We start from the raw sequence: 16,398 nt of genomic DNA, 5'->3' as shown, positions 1-16,398 counted from the left end.
CCCACAGGTGGGCTCCTACAACGGGGTATCCCGCTTCGCGCGTGCTTGGCCGGTGCAGGAGAGCGAAGCGCCTGGTGGCACAGGGGCGGTTAGGCGGACCGCGTTTCGGTCAGGGCTCGAGCGTCGCCACCCGCGACAGCTTCGACACCCCGCGCTCGTCGAACGCTTCCACGGCCACCACGTAGCGCACGCCCTTGTTGAGCGAGCGCAACTGAAGGTGCGTGGGCTGGTCGGCGAAGCGCTGATAGGTCTCGTGCAGGCGGTCGGCGGACAGTCCCCAGCGCACGTTGTAGCCCACGGCACCCGGTACCGGCTTCCAGACGATCTCGGCGTTGCGCGCGTCCGCATCGCGCGTGGCCGACACCAGTTGCGGTGCCGGCGGCGGCGCGCCGTCTGCGTTGCCGAACACGCGCAGGTCGGAGATCGCCAGGTGTTTCGCACCGACGTGCCCGTGCACGTACCGCACGTAGCGGATGTGCGCGGGCTGGTCGAGTTCCAGGTACGCGTTGGGCCGGTCGCGCGTTTCGTGCGACAGATCGGCCAGCACGGTCCAGTGCGTGCCGTCGGTGGACCCTTCGAGCCTGAACCGGGTCACGATGTCCGGTGCGTCGCCGTAGCGGCCCGCCTTGTAGTCGGTGTAGTTCACCTGCACGGCGCGCACCGTGCGCGTGGCACCGAGATCGACCGTCAGCGTCTGGCCGGGGTTGTCCTTCGCCGCGACCCAGTAGGTGCGCGGATTCTCGTCGGTGACCTCGGCCGGCCCGTGACCGGGCAACTGCGACGACGCGGTGGCGTTCTTGTGCCAGGACAGCAGCATCCAGCCGGTGAACGTGCTCTCGCCGGGCTTGAGCCTGTGGTCGGGCATGCGCTGCGGGAAGTCGCCGAAGCGCGTGTCGACCCACATCTGGCCATCGTCGTGGAAGCCGGCCGGGAACAGGTCGACGCGGCGTTCGAACCGCCAGTTCACCGCCACCCACATGGTCCCGGTATTCCAGGTGTTGCCGTACGCGTCATCGAACGTCGAGCCGTGGCCGGCGCCGACCACGAAACCGCCGGGCTTGTAGCCGACCGGGTTGTAGGGCGCGTAGTGGAACGGACCGAGCGGTTTGTCGCTGGTGTAGACGCCGGTGGCGTAGACGTTGAACTCGGTGCCGGGCGCGCCGTACTGCAGGTAGTAGGTGTCGCCGTGGCGGTTCATCCAGGCGCCCTCGACATAGGGATCGATGCTGTCGTCGGTATGGTCCTGCCCGAAGCGCTCCCAGCCGTGCTGGTCCGGATGGAGGCGCAGCAGGGCCTTGGGCTTGCCCACGAAGGTGACGCGCTTGCCTTCGCCTTCATCGGCGTGCTCCAGCGCCAGGTCGATCTGCGCGCCGTAGAGCGGGAACACGTTGGAGGAATCCCAGTACAGGTAGGTCTTGCCGTCCTCGTCGCGAAACAGGCCCGGGTCCCACGGGCCTGGGGGCAGGTCGCCGGGCTTCATCTCGCTCTCGTGGCCGGCCCAGACGGCGCCGGGGATCGGCGGCAGCAACCGGGTCCAGAAATTCCAATGGCCGTGCGCCGGATCGGTGGAGTAGAGCAGCGGCACCGGCTGCATCGCCGACTGCATCAGGAACAGCTTGCCGTCGGCGACCAGCGTCGCAGGCGCCACCGGACCGTCGAACGGCCAGCGGTCGGGTTTGACGAACGTCCAGTGCACCAGGTCGGTGGAGCGCCAGTAGCCGTCGGCCAGGGTCAGGAACAGGTAGTACGCATCGCCATAGCGCACCACCGCCGGGTCGGCGCCGGTGCGGTAGGAAATGCCCTGGTTCATCTGCTCGTAGTTGTAGCGGTAGTCGACGTCGACCGGGTTGGCCCAGGTACGACCGTGCGGGTTCACTGCCGCGGCGGCCGCGTGCGTGGCGAGACTGCCGGCCAGCAGGGCGAGGACAACACGGAAACGGGCAGGGCGGGCGTGGGGCATGGTGCGTGGCCTCGATCGGAAGCGGAACCCTCGGGTCAGCTCCGGATCTTTTCACACCCGGTCGTGTAAACGTTTTCACGTCCAAGCGGGCGCTGCCGCCCGCATGCCATGCCGCCATGAAACGATTACCGCTGTTCCGCCTGCATCCCGTCGCACTGCTGCTGGCCGCCACGCTCGCCTGTGGATGTGCCACCGCCGATACGCTGCCGCACGCCGCCGCGCCGTCGAACGCCCAACTGGCTTCGCCGGCGATCGAGAAGAAAGTCGATGCGCTACTGAAGCAGATGACGCTGGAGGAGAAGATCGGCCAGCTCGTGCAGTACAACGACCAGGGCTTCAGTGCGCCGACCCCGGCCAGCGGCGACACGGCCCTGGCGGCGAACCCGGAGACCAGGACCGAGGTCGACGCCATGGCGCTGGCCAAACAGGGCCGGCTGGGTTCGATGCTCAACGTGGTCGGCGCGCAGAAGACGCGCGCCTTCCAGGAGGCGGCGATGCACAGCCGCCTGCACATCCCGATCCTGTTCGGCGCGGACGTGATCCACGGCTATCGCACCATCTACCCGGTACCGCTGGGCCTGGCCGCATCGTGGGACACGGCGCTGGTCGAGCAGCTCTCGCACATGGCCGCGACCGAAGCCACCACCGCCGGCGTGAAGTGGTTCTACTCGCCGATGGTCGACATCTCGCGCGACGCGCGCTGGGGACGCTCCACCGAAGGCGCCGGCGAGGACCCCTACCTCGGCTCGGCGATGGCGCGCGCCTACGTGCGCGGTTACCAGGGCACCGACCTGTCGAAGCCGGACAGCGTTGCCGCCTCGGTCAAGCATTTCGCGGCCTACGGCGCGGCGGAGGCCGGGCGCGAGTACAACACCACCGACATGTCCGACATCCGCCTGCGCCAGGTCTACCTGCCGCCGTACAAGGCGGCGGTCGAAGCGGGCGCGGCGACGATGATGAGCTCGTTCAACGCGCTCAACGGCGTGCCGGCCACCGCCAATCCGTACCTGATGGACGAGATCCTGCGCAAGGAATGGGGCTTCAACGGCTTCGTCGTCAGCGACTACACGGCGGTGATGGAGCTGACCCACCACGGCATCGCGCTCGACGCCGCCACGGCGACGGAGAAGGCGCTGGAGGCGGGCGTGGAAGTGGACATGATGTCCCACTTCTACGACACGCAGATCCCCAAGCTGCTGGCCGCACACCGGCTGTCGATGGCCACCGTCGACGAAGCGGTGCGCCGCGTGCTGCGGGTGAAGTTCGCGCTGGGGCTGTTCGAGCATCCCTACGCGCAGGGCACCGAGGTGACGCATGCGGTGCCGGCCCACCGGCCGCTGGTGCGCCGCGCCGCCGAGGAGTCGTTCGTCCTGCTGCGCAACGCGGGCGTCGGGGGCAAGGCCCTGCTGCCGCTCGCCGATGGCGTGAAGTCGGTTGCTCTCATCGGCCCGCTGGCTGACGCCGCCAACGAGATGCAGGGCGCCTGGGGCGGCGGCACGCAGGCGTCCGACGTGGTGACCCTGCGCCAGGCGCTGGAGCGGCGCATGCAGCAGCGCGGTGGTCGCGTACTCTTTGCGCATGGCGCCGATGTGCTGGGCGACTCGACCGCCGGCTTCGACGCCGCGCTGCAGGCGGCGCGCCAGGCCGACGTGGTGGTGATGGCGCTGGGCGAGTCTTCGGAGATGAGCGGCGAGGCGGGCTCGCGCGCCCACCTCGACCTGCCGGGCAACCAGCAGCAACTGCTCGAGCAGGTGGTGGCCACCGGCAAGCCGGTCGTGCTGCTGGTGTTCTCCGGTCGTCCGCTGGTGCTCGACTGGGCGGCCACGCATGTGCCGGCCATCATGGCGGTGTGGTTCCCCGGCACCGAAGCGGGCAACGCGCTGGCGAACGTGCTGTTCGGCGATGCGGCACCCAGCGGCAAGCTGCCGATGAGCTTCCCGCGCGCAGTCGGGCAGGAGCCGCTGTACTACGCCCAGTTCCCCACCGGCCGCCCGGCCGGCGATGCCGACCTGAGCAAGCCGCCCAGCGGCGGCGAAACGCGCTTCGTCTCGCGCTACATCGACGTGCCCAACGATGCGCTGTTCCCGTTCGGCTACGGGCTCGGCTACACCGACTTCGCCTATTCGGACGTGCGCGTGTCGCGCGCCACGGTGCCGCTCGCCGAGGCGAACCGGCCGGAAGCCCGTTCGCTGGTCACGGTCACCGCCACGCTGACCAACACGGGCAAGCGCGAGGGCACCGAGGTGGCGCAGCTCTACGTGCGCAACCTCGGCGCGAGCGTCGAGCAGCCGGTGCGCAGCCTCAAGGGCTTCCAGCGCGTGACGCTCAAGCCGGGGGAGTCGCGGCAGCTGCGCTTCGAGCTGGGTTTCCCGGAGCTGTCCTTCTACGACGTGCACAGCCGCCAGGTGGTCGAGCCCACGCATTACACGGTATGGGTCGGAGGCAGCTCGCAGGCGACGGGGCAGGCGGATTTCGACGTGACGCGTTGATCGCGCTCGGCGCCTGTTCGCAGGGTGCGCCGGGTGCGTGATCCGGGCGTGCCGCTAAGGGCGGTCGCGTACAGGGTGCGCTTCCGCAGGGGCCGATGCGTTCCCGCTACCAGCTGAAATTGGCCACCACGGGGAAGTGGTCCGACGGATAGATCTTGCCGTCGTGCGTGGTGATGGTGCGCACGTCGTCGGCTTTGAGGCCGCGGTAGAGGATCCAGTCGATGCGGCGGGTCGCCTGGCCGGTGAAGTCGTGGAAGGTGCCTTCCGGGCCTTCGTGCCGTGCCGCGGAGGTGCGCGTGTCGTGCAGGGTTTGCGTCAGCGACGCATGCGTCCGGCTGTCCGGCGTGGTGTTGAAATCGCCGGTGAGGATGAAGGGCACGGACGCGGGTAGTTGCGCCATCCGCTGGCGGATCTGCTCCGCGCAGCGCTCACGGGTCGCCTCGGCCTCCTTGCCGTCGCGGTAGGGGAAGTGGGTGTTGTAGTAGTAGAACTGCCTGCCGCTGCGCCGGTCCTCGAACTTCGCCCAGGTCACCATGCGCGGCATCAACAGGCCGGCGCCGATGCTGCCGGGCTTGTCGGGCGTCTGCGAGAGCCAGAAATTGCCCGAGTCGAGCAGCTTCAGCCGCGCCGTGTCGTAGAAGACGCCCATGTGCTCGTTGCCGTTGCGGTTGATCTCGTTGCCGTTGCGGCCCATTCCGAACCAGGTGTAGCCGGGCAAGTGCTGCTCGAGGTACTCGCCCTGGGGCGAGAGCAGCTCTTGCGTGCCCATGATGTCCGGGTGCGCCTGGCGGATGACCCGCACCATCAGGTCGCGGCGATGCGGCCATGCGTTGATGCCGTCGTCCGCTTCGCCGTAGCGGACGTTGAACGTCATCACACGCAGGTCGTGTGCGCCGGGCGGCTCGCCGGCACGCACGGTGGCCGACGCAAGCGCAAGCCCGCAGATCAGGAAAACGCGTGGCAGGAGGGTCATCGGGCGGCTCCGCGGGTTGTGGGCACTTGAAGTCAGGGTCGACCGCGCGGCGTCCACGCGCTGCGAAACGCGCGCGTACCTTCGAAGCGCATGCCGCGCCGCAGCCGTTCTTCCACGGTGGCGCGGTTCGGGCCGCAGGGCAATCGACGCTGCGTACCGCGCGCCCGAATCTGCGTGCTGCGTCTCACCCGGCCATCGGCGCAGGGCCGGTCCAGGACCGGCCGTTCGCGCACGGCCGCCCAGGCTCCGCTGGCCCGACTAGGGGCCGCGGCGCGCCGCTTCCACTTTCTGCACCACCTGGCTCCAGGGCGTGGGCCCTTGATGCATGGCGAACACGGTACGCACCGCCAGGTGCTCGCGCGCCACCGCCTGCATGACCTCGTGCATCAGCTCGGGCTGGTACAGCTCGCCGCTCTTGGGATCGAGGACCAGCGTGTCGCTGGCGTAGAGCAACTGCCGGGCCGGGAAATACACCATGTACTGGCGCCCGGTGTCGGCACCGCGCAGCGGGTAGAGTTCGATCCGGTTGTCGCCCCGGCCGATCACCGTGCGTCCGGACACTACGCGCCAGACCGGCGTTCGCGGATGGTCCTGCAAGCTGTCCGGGTGCAGCGCGTGGGGTGCGTCGAGCAGCCGCCGCAGCAAGGGCAGGTTGAGGTCCAGCGCGTACACCGGCAGGCCACCGGCGACCGCCTCGCGCACGCCGGCGGCATGCGGCCAGGCGTCGGAGCTGGTGAGGACCGCCTTGATCGGCAGTCCGGGATAACGCGCGTGCGCCTGCGCCAGGAGGCCCCGGGTATAGACCGGCGAGATCGGCGTCTCCAGTACCACCACGCCGTCGTCCTGCCGGATGACCGCGGTGTTCCACGCGCCCGGGTAGAAGTCCACGCCCGGAGCCACTTCGACATGCCCCTGCGGATCGAAGGGCCGCTCCCAGCGCGACGGGGCAGCTGCCGCGTCCGCCGCGAGTGCATGCTCCGTGGTGAAGCGCGCCGGGTCCTCTGTCCCGTTGAAGTGCACGGACAGCGCCTGGGTGGACCGCCAGACCGCGCCGTTGCGTTCCTCGATGCGGGTGGTCGGATAGCTGATGCCGTCGACGAGAATCCAGTTGTCGAAGTAGATCCGTTCGCGCACGTCGCCCCACGCGTACCAGAAATCGTCGAACGTGCGCGTGCGCTCCACGGCGTCGGGCAGGTGGCTGACCGGGTCGAGCAGGAGGGCGAGCGGGCGGCCGTGATAGACGAACGTGAGCACGTCGTGCGGCGTGCCGTGCAGCGACACCGGCGGGGCGGCCTGCAGGTCCTGCGCCGCGGCGGCGGTGAGCAGCAGCCGCAGCGGATCCAGTTGCAGCCGTTCCTCGCTCGCGGCGCGGGCCGAGGCGGGCAGCGGCAGCGAGCGGCCACCCGCGCGGTAGTCGCCGCCGGACGGCGTCATCACCTGGGTGGAGGCGACCTCGGTAGGGCTGGTGCCGCCCGCCTGTGGCCAGGTGATGGTCTGCTCGCTGCGTACGCGGCCATCGTCGAAGTCCAGCCATTCGTGGAAGCGCTGGTAGGAGGCGAGGAACGGTGCCTGCCGGTAGGACTGTTCCATCAGCAGCGTGTGGCCCATGCCCTGCAGCTCGACCTCCCTGACCGACTGCAGCCGCGCGCGCCCGCCCATCGCCTCGATGGCCTGCGCGAGGCACGCCTGCGCCGGAAGGCTCGTGCAGCCCGGGTGCGGGTGGGTGGTCGTCGGTGGCGTGGCGTGCGCGGGCGCGGCGAGGGCCAGCACGAAGGAGGCGACGAGCGGAACGAACGGTGCGGGAGGCGTGCCGGCCATGCGGGATACCTGTGACGTCGGGAACCGCGACGCTAGTCGGCGTGCACGGCGCGCTGCCTGTGGCATCGGTCATGGTCGTGACTTCCAGCGCAGGCAGCGGCGCGGCCAGGGAACACCCCCTGAATGGCGCGCAGGCCTGCGGCATCCGGTCGCCCGGTTCTCACGCGGTGAGACGGCGGTGGGCAGGATAATCACCCGATGAAGCTCAGCGAGAAACTTGCCCTGCTGGCCGACGCGGCCAAGTACGACGCCTCGTGCTCGTCCAGCGGCGGGCAGAAGCGCGATGCGCGGTCCAGCGGCGGCATCGGCTCGAACGAGGGCATGGGCATCTGCCACGCGTATGCACCGGACGGGCGCTGCATCTCCCTGCTGAAGATCCTGCTCACCAACTTCTGCATCTACGACTGCGCCTACTGCATCAACCGGCGCAGTTCCAACGTGCGGCGCGCGCGCTTCACGGTGGAGGAGGTGGTGCAGCTGACGATGGACTTCTACCGCCGCAACTACATCGAGGGCCTGTTCCTTTCCTCGGGCATCATCCGCTCGAGCGACTACACCATGGAGATGCTGGTGGAGGTCGCTCGCCGCCTGCGCCAGGAAGAGCGTTTCGGCGGCTACATCCACCTGAAGACGATTCCCGACGCCTCGCCCGAGCTGCTCGCCGCCGCCGGACGCTGGGCCGACCGCCTCAGCATCAATGTCGAGATGCCGACCGAGGGCGGCCTCAAGGCGCTCGCGCCGGAGAAGGACCAGCGCGACATCCGCCGGGCGATGGGCCGGATGCGCCTGAACATCGAGGAGGCGAAGGCCGAGAAGAAGGCGCCGCGGTTCGCGCCGGCCGGGCAGAGCACGCAGATGATCGTCGGCGCGGACGACGCAAGCGACCGCGACGTGCTGACCACCAGCGGCAACCTGTATTCCAACTACCGGCTCAAGCGCGTGTACTTCTCCGCCTTCAGCCCGATCCCGGATGCTTCCAGGGCGCTGCCGCTGCGGCCGCCGCCGCTGGTGCGCGAGCACCGGCTCTACCAGGCCGACTGGCTGATGCGCTTCTACGGGTTCGACGTGGCCGAGATCGCACCGCCGGATGCCAGCGGCATGCTCGACCTGGACATCGACCCGAAGCTCGCCTGGGCACTGCGCCACCGCGAGCAGTTCCCGGTCGACCTCAACACCGCGCCGCGCGAGACGCTGCTGCGGGTACCGGGGCTGGGCGTCACCACGGTGAAGAAACTGCTGGCGATGCGCCGCCACCGGCGCGTGCGCTACGACGACCTGGTCAAGCTGCGCGTGCCGATGCGCAAGGTGGCACCGTTCGTCGCCACGCTCGACCATCGCCCCCGCGCCGAGGGCGAGACCAGCGCCTTGCGCGCCACCGCGAGCGAACCGCCGCGGCAGGCCGACCTGTTCGGCCACTGATGCGCCTGGTGCAACTGGCCGACGGCGCCGACCTGGCCGAATGGCGCGGCCGGGCGCGTGCGCTGCTGGCCGGGGGCGTGCCGCCCGAGCAGGTGGCGTGGCAGGTCGGCGGCCAGGCGGGCCTGCTGACTGTCGATACGGGCGCGCCAGCGGCGGCCATGCCCGCTGGCGTGGCCGGCAGCGTGCCGCGGGGATTCCTCGTGCTCGCCACGCGGGTGCTGGCGCATGCCGACGCGCGTCGGCACGCCGTGCTGTACCGCCTGCTGTGGCGCCTTGCGCACGGCGAGCGGTCGTTGCTGCGTATCGTCACCGACGACGACGTCGCCTGGGCTCTGCGTGCGGCCAAGGCGGTGAGCCGCGAAAAGCACAAGATGAAGGCGTTCGTGCGCTTCCGCGAGGTGCAGGAGGCGCAGGGCAACGTGTTCATCGCGTGGTTCGAGCCGGAGCACGACGTGCTGCCCCAGGTGGCGCCGTTCTTCGTGCGGCGCTTTGCCGGCATGCGCTGGTCGATCCTCACCCCCACGCGCAGCGCGCACTGGGACGGCCAGGCGCTGACGCTCGGCGGTGGTGCCAGCCGGGCGGACGCGCCCGGCGCCGATGCACTGGAAGACCTCTGGCGCACGTACTTCGCCAACATCTTCAATCCCGCGCGCCTGAAGGTCGACGCGATGGTCAAGGAGATGCCCGTGCGCTACTGGAAGAACCTGCCGGAAGCGACCCTGATCCCCGGCCTGATCCGCGACGCCAGTGCGCGCATGGAGGCGATGGTGCAGGCGCCGCCCACCGTGCCGCGCAAGACGTATCCGGCGCCGGCCGTGCGCCCGGTGGCGGCGGCGGGCGGGCTGGAGACGATCCGCGCCGAGGCGGCCGCCTGCCGCGCCTGCCCGCTGTGGCAGCCGGCGACCCAGACGGTCTTCGGCGAAGGGCCGGCGGACGCGCGCGTGATGCTGCTCGGCGAGCAGCCGGGCGACCAGGAGGACCTCGCCGGGCGGCCGTTCGTGGGGCCGTCCGGGCAGCTGCTCGACCGCGCGCTGAAGGAACTCGGGCTCGACCGCCGCGCGATGTACGTGACCAACACCGTCAAGCACTTCAAGTTCGAACCGCGCGGCAAGCGGCGCCTGCACGCGCGCGCGAATGCCGCCGAGCAGGCGGCCTGCCGCCGCTGGCTGGAGGCCGAACTGCTCCGCGTGCGGCCGCGCTGGATCGTCTGCCTCGGCGCGATGGCGGCGCAGGCGATCCTCGGCAAGGACGTCCGGCTGCTGGAGGCGCGCGGCCGCTGGCATGCGCTCGGCGATGGCACGCAGGCACTGGCGACCGTCCACCCTTCCTACCTGCTGCGCCTCACCCCAAGCGAGCGGGAGGTCGCGTGGCCCGCCTTCGTACGCGACCTCGCGGTGCTGCGCCGGGCGCTGGATGCCTGAGCTGCAGCGTCCTCAACGCGACGCCGGCGTCACCCGCCACACCACGTTGCCGACGTCATCCGCGATCAGCAGGGCGCCCTGGTGGTCCTGCGCCAGTCCGACCGGCGCGCCATACAGTTGCGACTCGTCCGGCGAATGGAAGCCGGTCACGACCGGTTGCGGCTTGCCGACCGGGTGGCCCTGCGGGAAGGCGACGAAGGTGACGCGGTAGCCGCTGAGCGGGCGGCGGTCCCAGCTGCCGTGTTCGCTGATGAAGGCGCCGTTGTGGTACTGCGCGGGCAGCGCGTTGGTCTGCGTCATCAGCAGCCCCAGCGGCGCGACGTGGGAGCCCAGGCCGTAGTCGGGCACGATCGCCTTGGCCACCAGCTCCGGCTTTTGCGGCTGCACGCGCCGGTCCACATGCTGGCCCCAGTAGCTGTAGGGCCAGCCGTAGAAGCCGCCATCGCGTACCGACGTGAGGTAGTCGGGTACGAGGTCGGCGCCGATCTCGTCGCGCTCGTTGACGATTGCCCACAGCGCGCCGGTTTGCGGTTCCCACTGCAGCCCGGTGGGGTTGCGCAGGCCCGCGGCGTAGATCCGGCTGGCGCCGGTCGCCGCATCGACCTCCAGAACGGTGGCGCGACGGTACTCCACCGCCAGGCCGTTCTCGGTGATGTTGCTGTTGGAGCCCACGCCGACGTAGAGCTTGCGCCCGTCAGGGCTGGCGAGCAGCGCCTTGGTCCAGTGGTGGTTGACGGTGTCGGGCAGGTCGGTGAACCACCTGGCCGGTGCGTCGATGTGGGTTTCGCCCGGGGTGTAGGGGAAGGTCACGATGTCGTTGGTGTTGGCCACGTACAGGGTGTTGCCGATCAGCTGCACGCCGAAGGGCGAGTTCAGATGCTCGATGAAGACGTGCTTTTCCCATTCGCCGGGGCCGCCGGTGGGCCGCAGCAGGGTGATCCGGTTGCCACCCTTGCCACCCTTGCCCGAGCCGTTCTTGATCTTGCCGGCGATCAGTTGCTTGGGTGTGCTCACCTCCTCCGTGCCGGGGCTGTTCGCCTCGACCACCAGCACGTCGCCATTGGGCAGGGTATAGAGCTGGCGCGGGTGCATCAGGCCGCTGGCGATGCGGGCAATGGCCAGACCCTGCGCCACCTTGGGCGTCTGGCCGTCCTTCCAGCCCACGCCCTCGGGCACCTTCATCGGCGGCAGCAGGAAGTTGCGCGGCTCGGGCAAGGGCGGTTTGCCGGTGCCCGACTGTTCGGCCATGGTGTAGTCGGCCTTGTTGCCGCAGCCGGCCAGCAGCCCGGATGCCAGCGCGAGAACGCCCATGCACAGGCACTTGTTCATGGCAGGACCCTCCCGCTGCGATACGGGGCCAGCGCCATCACCACCTGGGCGATGACCAGCAGCAGGACGGTGAAGGCCGACAGCCATACGTTCGCCGGTACCACCGCGTAGGCGTCGCGCGAGTGGACGAAGGCATTGAAGATGGCGAGCACGATCGCGACCAGGTTGAGCCAGAAATCCAGCTTGTCCGCCCGCAGTGCGACGCGACGGCCGGTGATCCACACCTGCACCAGGTTCACCAGCCGCGGAATGATCGCGAACAGCAGGCCGATGGTCACCAGCCAGGCGGCTGCATGCACCCACAGGATCGCGGCGGTGCTCGCGTAGAGGATGTCGAAGATCAGCGTGGCGACGAAGCAGCCGTAGGGAATCGGGTTCAGCACGTCGTAGACGGCGTTCGCGACAGGGGCTCCCCGTAGCGGAGCAACGTAACTCATGGGATCGGCTCTCCTCCGGTCGCGCGGCCGGTGCACGTGGATCAGGTTGTCGCGCGAGCCTAGGTGCCGCAGCGTGCAGTGCGCGGGAAGCGGACGTGAGGCGGTTCGGCGCCGGAGGGCAACGGCCGGTCCGCTGCGCAGGGCCCTGGGCCAGGGCCGCACGCCCCGTCCATGGATCGGGCCGCCGCAGCGCCAGCGTGCCGCCTCTGCCCGGCGACCTTCATGTGGCCCGTGCCCCGCCGCTCGGACCGGGCATGTTGCCGCCCTGGCCCGGATGCCGGGGCGGAACCTGTCGCCGTACGCCGCGGGTGCGCCGAATGACTGCGCCGACGCGTTCCCGGTAGCCGAACGCGTATGGCGACCGGCCGCAGTGTGCGAGCCGCCGTTGTGCGGAGGTGGGCAACCCACCGCAAGGTGGCTCGCGCGCCGCACAGCGGCGCGCGAAGCCAGGTGCTTGCAGGCGTGGTACGAAGCGGCCTGTTTACTGGCCGGTGATGTTCAGCCGCGAGGTGTCGACGTCCTTGACGCCCTCGACGTTGCGCACCGCGGTCACGACGCGGTCGCGCTTCTCGGCCGAATCGACGCTGCCGCTCAGGGTCACCACGCCATTGTTGGTTTCGACGCTGATGTCGGTGGCGTCGACGTCCTTCAGGGTAGCGATGTCGGTCTTGACCTTGGTGGTGATCCAGGTGTCGCTCACCGGCTCGGTCGAGCCCGCCACGCCCTGGTCGACACTGGCGCAGCCGGCCGCCATCGTGGCGGCTCCCACCGCCAGTGCCAGGCCCAGCAGGGCGGATCGCGGCATACGGGAAAGGGAATCGGCTTTCATGGTCGTCTCCTTGGCTGGGTGAAAGACCCGCAGAGCGGGCTCGACGCCACGTTGGCAGGCGAGGGGTGAACTCGCTGGCAAGCGCGGGTGAGCAGACCGCGCGCGTGTGTGGCCGCGCGGCTTGTCCGTGCCGGCGGTAGCAGTGCGCCAGGCACGGTCTGGCGAGGCCCCTGGGCGGCTGCCGCGACGGGGCTATCGGTTGTCCCTACAGCGCGTCCAGCCGTGCCAGGTAGTACTCGGCCTGTGCCAGGGTTGCCGCGCGCTCGGCGGCGTCCATGCGGTCCCAGCTGCGGTAGGCCATCGCCAGCCGCGGGTTGCGCCCGAGCTGCCCACGATGGCGTGCGTGGAAATGCCAGTACAGGCTGTTGAACGGGCAGGCGCGCTCGCCGTGGCGGCGGCTGTGCCGGTAGTGGCAGCCGCGGCAATGATCCGACTGCCGGTTCACGTAGGCGGCCGAGCCGCTGTACGGCTTGCTGCCGACGATGCCGCCGTCGGCGAACTGGCTCATGCCGCGCGTGTTGGGCAGCTCCACCCATTCGAACGCGTCGACGTAGATGCCCAGGTACCAGGCGTCTACCGCGTCCGGATCGCATCCGGCGAGCAGCGCGAAGTTGCCGGTCAGCATCAGCCGCTGGATATGGTGCGCGTACCCCGTCGCCAGCGACTGCCCGATTGCCGCGCGCAGGCAGGCCATGCGGGTGTCCGCGTCCCAGTACCACGAAGGCAGCGGGCGCCGGGCGTCGAGCGTGTTCAGCCGCGCGTAGCCGGGCATGCGGGCCCAATAGATGCCGCGCACGTATTCGCGCCAGCCGAGGATCTGCCGGACAAAGCCCTCGGTCGCCGCGAGTGACGCATCGCCCCGCTCGAAGGCAGCCAGCGCCGCGTCGATCACCTCGCGCGGGTGCAGCATCTTGATGTTGAGCGCGAACGAGAGGCCGGCGTGGAACAGCGTGGGCGAATGGGCGCTGATGGCGTCCTGGTAGCGCCCGAAATGGGCCAGCCGCCGCGCCACGAAATCGGCCAGCCACGCGCGTGCCTCGCGTCGGGTCAGTGGCCAGCCGAAGGCTTCGGCGGAGGGGTCGCCGAAGGTTTGCACGCCCGCCGCCTGGATCTCCTCCCACAGCCCGCGCAGGTCGTGGCGGCGCCACGGCCACGCCGGTGCCGGAGGGTCGCCCGGCCAGTTCGCGCGGTTCTCCACGTCGAAGTTCCAGCGGCCACCCCGCGGCTCGCCGTCGGGCTCGAGCAGGATCCCGTGGCGCCGGCGCAGCTCGCGGTAGAAGAACTCCATGCGCGGCACCTTGCCGGCGAAACGCTTTGCCGCCTCGTCGCGCTCGAGCAGGAAATGCCCGGCGCTGACCACCGCATGAGGCAGGCCACTGGCGTCGAAGGCCTCGCCAAGGGCCTGCTCGACCCGCCATTCGTCCGCCTCCATCCGCTCCAGCCGCGACGCCTGCCAGTGCCCGATCAACCAGGACAGGTTCGCGCCCAGACTCTGCTCGTTGCGCGGGTCGCCGATGCGCACGTAGTCCACCCGGTGGCCGGCGGCGGCCAGCGCCCCGGCGAAGCGGCGCATGGCCGCGAAGATGCCCAGCACCTTCTGCGCGTGGTGGCGCACGTAGTCGGTCTCGCTGCGCACTTCCATCAGCACGTAGACCACGCCCTCGTCCACGTGGCGGAACCAGGGATGCCGGGCGTTCAACTGGTCGCCCAGGATCAGCCGCAGGCACGTCATGCGACCGGCCCGCCCGTGCGCCGCCTGCGGCAACGCTCGCTGCAGTAACGCACCTGGTCCCACACGCGTGCCCACTTCCTGCGCCATGCAAACGGGCGCCCGCAGACGAGGCAGGTTCTCGAGGGCAGGTGGGCCTTGCGGTGCATGCTCGGTCGGAACGCGTACGGAGCGTCGCCGCCTCAGGCCCGCCGCATCCACGCCGCAGCGACCGCCACCAGCGCGACCGCCAGCAGGCCCGCGGCCCAGACGGCACGACGGGCCGTCCATCGGGGCGCCGCGGGTTGGCCGGAATCGGCCAACCCGCCCGCATTGCGAAGCATGTCCAGCACCCGCGCGACCGCGGCCTCGTCGAAACGGTAGGGATCGAACCGTGCCAGGCCCAATTGCCGCAGTAGTGACTGCATCGGGGCATCCAGCGGCACGTATTTCATCGACCACGCGCTGAAGCTCGTGCGCTCGATGGCCCGCCGGCTCAGCACCCTCAGGTCGGTGTGGCGCGGGTCGCGCAACAGCGCGGCACACAGGCCATCCACCGCCGCCACGGGCCCTTCCAGGCACTGGAAGAAACAGCCGTCGCCGAAGTACAGCGCGCCGACCAGCCCTCGCCTGGCGTTGTTGATCCTGGACTGCGCCAGGATGCGCGCCACGCTCGGTTCGATCCCGCGCTCCGGGGGCATGGGCGTGAAGGTCGAGCGGCTGACGTAGACGATCTGGACCAGGTCCCGCATGGCGGCTTTCCACGAGATGCGACAGTCGTGGTCTTACGCGGCCCCTGAGACAATGGATGCAGCAACGCTCCGTTCGCCCCGGCCGCTTGCGTGGCGCTGGGGGCGCGGCTTGCGGGCGGGCCTAAGCCAGCAAACGCCAGCGGATCGCCTCGCCCGCGCGCATGGGCACGCCCGGCGTGCCGCCAAAATCCATCTCCTCCGGCACCACCCACGGCTCCCGGCGCAGTGTGATGGTCGAGGTGTTGCGGGGCAGCCCGTAAAAGTCGGGACCGTGGAAGCTGGCGAAGGCTTCCAGCCTGTCCAGCGCGCCGGCGTCCTCGAAGGCTTCGGCGTACAGCTCGATGGCCGCGTGCGCGGAGTAGATGCCGGCGCAGCCGCAACTGCTCTCCTTGGCGTGGCGCGGGTGCGGCGCGCTGTCGGTGCCCAGGAAGAAGCTCGGGTCGCCGCTGGTGGCCACCGCAACCAGCGCCTGGCGATGGCTTTCGCGCTTGAGCACGGGCAGGCAGTAACTGTGCGGGCGCAGGCCGCCGGCAAAGATCGCGTTGCGGTTCATCAACAGGTGCTGCGGCGTGATGGTGGCGCCGACGTGCGCGGGCGCCTCGCGCACGAACTGCGCCGCCTCGCTGGTGGTGATGTGTTCGAGCACCATGCGCAGCGCCGGGAAATCGCGCAGCAGGGTGGTGAGGTGGCGCTCGACGAAGACCGGCTCGCGGTCGAACACGTCGACCGCCGGGTCGGTGACTTCGCCGTGCATCAGCAGGGGCAGGCCGTGTTTCTGCATCGCCTCGAACACCGGGTAGCAGCGGCGCAGGTCGGTGACGCCGCTGGCCGCGTTGGTGGTCGCACCGGCCGGGTAGTACTTGACCGCGTGGACGAAACCGCTGGCGCTCGCTTGGGCGATGTCGTCCGGCGTGGTGGCCTCGGTCAGGTAGAGCGTCATCAACGGCTCGAACTGCGCCCCCGCGGGCAAGGCGGCCAGGATGCGCTCGCGGTAGGCGCGGGCGAGCGCCACCGTGGTCACCGGCGGCTTGAGGTTGGGCATCACGATGGCGCGTGCAAAGCAGCGCGCGGTATGCGGCAGCACGGCGGCCAGCATGGCGCCGTCGCGCAGGTGCAGGTGCCAATCGTCGGGGCGGACAAGGGTGAGGTCGGTGGTGCTCATCGGCAAAGTCTAGCGGGATTGCGCTTCAGGGAGGCGATGGCGGGCGCCGCCAGGACCGGTTGCGGGCGGGCCCGGCGGTCGACGACGTTCCCGTCTGCCGC

Annotated in this window: 13 protein-coding genes; 3 read left to right on the top strand and 10 right to left on the bottom strand. The window is 70.1% G+C overall.

The features are described 5' to 3' along the window. Positions 1-109: 109 nt before the first annotated feature. Entirely contained in the window at positions 110-1,960 is a 1,851-nt protein-coding gene (locus tag ACFWZU_RS10225) for a family 43 glycosylhydrolase (RefSeq protein WP_439701403.1), read from the bottom strand. A 116-nt stretch (positions 1,961-2,076) separates the two neighbouring features. Here ACFWZU_RS10225 and bglX point away from each other — a divergent pair, with 116 nt between their 5' ends. Next, entirely contained in the window at positions 2,077-4,449 is a 2,373-nt protein-coding gene (gene bglX / locus ACFWZU_RS10220) for a beta-glucosidase BglX (RefSeq protein WP_439701402.1), read from the top strand. Positions 4,450-4,555: 106 nt separating this feature from the next. Here the strand turns inward: bglX and ACFWZU_RS10215 are convergent, their stop codons facing one another. Together ACFWZU_RS10215 and ACFWZU_RS10210 are read right to left on the bottom strand one after the other, a co-directional pair. Next, positions 4,556-5,422, bottom strand: coding sequence for an endonuclease/exonuclease/phosphatase family protein (locus ACFWZU_RS10215; protein WP_439701401.1), 867 nt, complete (start codon positions 5,420-5,422; stop codon positions 4,556-4,558). A 258-nt stretch (positions 5,423-5,680) separates the two neighbouring features. Next, positions 5,681-7,240: a hypothetical protein gene (locus ACFWZU_RS10210; RefSeq protein ID WP_439701400.1), complete on the bottom strand. Its 1,560-nt coding sequence runs from the start codon at positions 7,238-7,240 to the stop codon at positions 5,681-5,683. 198 nt (positions 7,241-7,438) lie between these two features. Between ACFWZU_RS10210 and ACFWZU_RS10205 the strand changes: the two genes are divergently transcribed. Together ACFWZU_RS10205 and ACFWZU_RS10200 are read left to right on the top strand one after the other, a co-directional pair. Next, the gene (locus ACFWZU_RS10205) at positions 7,439-8,659 is read left to right on the top strand and encodes a putative DNA modification/repair radical SAM protein (RefSeq protein ID WP_439701399.1); all 1,221 of its coding nucleotides are present in this window, start codon (positions 7,439-7,441) and stop codon (positions 8,657-8,659) included. Next, on the top strand, positions 8,659-10,080 hold the full coding sequence (locus tag ACFWZU_RS10200; RefSeq protein ID WP_439701398.1) for a UdgX family uracil-DNA binding protein: 1,422 nt from the start codon (positions 8,659-8,661) through the stop codon (positions 10,078-10,080). Before ACFWZU_RS10205 ends, ACFWZU_RS10200 begins: the two co-directional genes overlap by 1 nt. Before the next feature lie 12 nt (positions 10,081-10,092). On the opposite strand, the gene ACFWZU_RS10195 is transcribed toward ACFWZU_RS10200, so the two are convergent. From ACFWZU_RS10195 to pyrC, 7 genes are all read right to left on the bottom strand, one after another. Continuing rightward, entirely contained in the window at positions 10,093-11,409 is a 1,317-nt protein-coding gene (locus ACFWZU_RS10195) for a PQQ-dependent sugar dehydrogenase (protein ID WP_439701397.1), read from the bottom strand. Further along, positions 11,406-11,846 carry a DUF2231 domain-containing protein gene (locus ACFWZU_RS10190; protein WP_439701396.1) on the bottom strand — a complete coding sequence of 147 codons (441 nt, stop codon included), beginning with the start codon at positions 11,844-11,846 and terminating at the stop codon, positions 11,406-11,408. Before ACFWZU_RS10190 ends, ACFWZU_RS10195 begins: the two co-directional genes overlap by 4 nt. A 481-nt stretch (positions 11,847-12,327) precedes the next feature. Beyond that, positions 12,328-12,675 (bottom strand): BON domain-containing protein, encoded by a 348-nt coding sequence (locus tag ACFWZU_RS10185; protein WP_439701395.1) that lies wholly within the window; start codon positions 12,673-12,675, stop codon positions 12,328-12,330. Positions 12,676-12,880: 205 nt separating this feature from the next. Continuing rightward, on the bottom strand, positions 12,881-14,407 hold the full coding sequence (locus ACFWZU_RS10180; RefSeq protein WP_439701394.1) for a cryptochrome/photolyase family protein: 1,527 nt from the start codon (positions 14,405-14,407) through the stop codon (positions 12,881-12,883). Then, complete coding sequence (locus ACFWZU_RS10175) at positions 14,404-14,553, bottom strand: DUF2256 domain-containing protein (protein WP_439701393.1); 150 nt, start codon at positions 14,551-14,553, stop codon at positions 14,404-14,406. The genes ACFWZU_RS10180 and ACFWZU_RS10175 overlap by 4 nt, the downstream gene beginning before the upstream one ends. A gap of 33 nt (positions 14,554-14,586) precedes the next feature. Beyond that, positions 14,587-15,135, bottom strand: coding sequence for a BLUF domain-containing protein (locus tag ACFWZU_RS10170; RefSeq protein ID WP_439701392.1), 549 nt, complete (start codon positions 15,133-15,135; stop codon positions 14,587-14,589). 121 nt (positions 15,136-15,256) lie between these two features. Then, a complete protein-coding gene (gene pyrC / locus ACFWZU_RS10165; protein ID WP_439701391.1) occupies positions 15,257-16,297 on the bottom strand; it encodes a dihydroorotase in 1,041 nt (346 codons plus the stop codon). Between the last annotated feature and the right edge of the window lie 101 nt (positions 16,298-16,398).

Origin of the sequence: Frateuria sp. GZRR33 (assembly GCF_051900425.1) — a bacterium.
Classification (GTDB): domain Bacteria; phylum Pseudomonadota; class Gammaproteobacteria; order Xanthomonadales; family Rhodanobacteraceae; genus Frateuria_A.
The sequence above is the reverse complement of the archived record's forward strand: the minus strand, read 5'-3'. Positions and strand labels throughout refer to the sequence as shown.